At 41.4% G+C, this 1,816-nt stretch carries 2 protein-coding genes; one reads left to right on the forward strand and one right to left on the reverse strand.

The genetic code is table 11. The features are described from left to right. Window positions 1–188 precede the first annotated feature (188 nt). Window positions 189–668, reverse strand: a complete 480-nt coding sequence (locus tag KK060_RS24205) for a hypothetical protein (protein WP_254157758.1) — start codon at window positions 666–668, stop codon at window positions 189–191. Window positions 669–781: 113 nt separating this feature from the next. Between KK060_RS24205 and KK060_RS24210 the strand changes: the two genes are divergently transcribed. Further along, window positions 782–1,690: a winged helix-turn-helix domain-containing protein gene (locus tag KK060_RS24210; RefSeq protein ID WP_254157760.1), complete on the forward strand. Its 909-nt coding sequence runs from the start codon at window positions 782–784 to the stop codon at window positions 1,688–1,690. The last annotated feature ends 126 nt before the right edge of the window (window positions 1,691–1,816 follow it).

The raw sequence follows: 1,816 nt of genomic DNA on the forward strand, positions 1-1,816 counted from the left end.
GGATTAAGGAAGGCGCAGGCACTTCCTGTAACATCGTCATTCCCCGCCTGCGATAGAAGCTATAACAAACAAAACGAGATTGCGTTGGAATCCCTTAGCCTTGCGATTGGTGCTATGAAATGCGGTTGTCTGGAGGGTGACAACGCCTCTCGATAGAAGCATTGTCTTTGCTCATTTAACTGCGCTTTTCAACAACCACCATTCAGTATTTTTAGAATACGTTTTGCTTGCCAGTCTTCAGCATTGGCAGGTTCGATAATCAGGTAATCGCCGACACGGCTCTCCTTGAGTATGTCAGATATTTCAGTATTATAATATTTTACTTTTGGCCGTTCTATGATCATTCCATTTCTCCGCAAATACAGATAGAACGGAATTTGTTCTGGTCGCCCTGTAGCTGCATCTCCTTTAATCACTGTTAGCTCACCTTTCGATTCTATGCTAAAGCCATTGTAGTCTAAAGGACGTGTGTTAATCATTAGTGGATTGTTATAAAAACTGCCAACCGCTTTTGCCCCTGGGGTTATTTCATTGTCTTGCATTACTTCTTTCCCTCTGGGTGTTATAGTCACCGCATTGAAGCTTAACCACGCCTGGGCAAACACAGGCGTTTGAACTGAGGCTACCAAGGCCACAAGCATTGCCGGAATAATTCTGAAAGTTTTCATAAGAAAATTGTTTAATTTCATTTACCCAAACATAACGGGTACGTTATAGCTGTAACTGTAAACAAATTGTAAAAAGAGTGTAAATGAATGTAAATTCAGTACTTAGCCCTATCATGAAAAGTAGATTTGTAGCACTCGGTGGCCTGCTGCTTACTTGTATTGCTATTTTTCTTACGGCTTCCGCTTTTGTTAGTCCCACAGAAAGAGACTTATTTGTTAAGCGTGTTAATCTTGCTATTCGTGAAATTGGCCATCACCTGCTGTTATTATCCGGCGATTCAACCTCACAGATATTGCCTGTGAAAGAAAAATCGGAAGGTGTCTTTGTACTTGAATTTGAAAATGAATTCGCCTTTAAACCGGATTCATTGGTTGCCTTCACACAACGTTCGCTGGCAAAAACAGGTCTCACAGACTATACCGTAACAGTATATAAATGTTTTAAGCCAGACATTGTCTATGGCTTCATGATCGCTCCGCCCAACAACAGCATCCAGCCGTGCCTGGGCAGAAGCCAGGCCAAGGGTTGTTATACAATAGAAATTGCGTTTTATAATTTCAATGCAACTACAGATACCAGCCACGCCTCTACTAAACTAATTCTTGGTGGTTTCCTTCTTCTATTTGGTGTTACGTTAATTGTTAAACGCTTTAGGCGATACTCACCTGATCTGCAAACGGGAGATGATCAGCAACCTTTGGCGGAAAACACGAAAGCAACATTGCCTGCTATTGGCAAGCTGTTGTTTGACCGCGATAACCAGAAATTGATGTTGCATAATGAGGTCATCAACTTAACAGACAAAGAGTGTAAAGTACTTGAATTGTTGAATCAGAATTTTGGTGAGCTTACCTCTCGTGAAGTGCTCATCCAGCAAGTATGGGCAAATGAAGGGGTCATTACGGGTCGCAGTCTCGACATGTTCATTTCCAAGCTTAGAAAGAAAATAAGCATCGATACTGACTTACGTATTACGAATATCCATGGTAAGGGATATAAGCTGGAGGTGGCTACGGGTTAAGATATCGTGTGATAGACAAGCTGTATTCATACGCGCTCAAAGCTTGCAGATTCTAAGTAACACATCAAACTCATTCGGCAGGTCTATTCTTCCTTACTTTTTTCCTTGATGAAAAAAGTAACAAAA

Source organism: Chryseosolibacter indicum (genome assembly GCF_018598585.1).
In the GTDB taxonomy this organism is placed as follows: domain Bacteria; phylum Bacteroidota; class Bacteroidia; order Cytophagales; family Cyclobacteriaceae; genus Chryseosolibacter; species Chryseosolibacter indicus.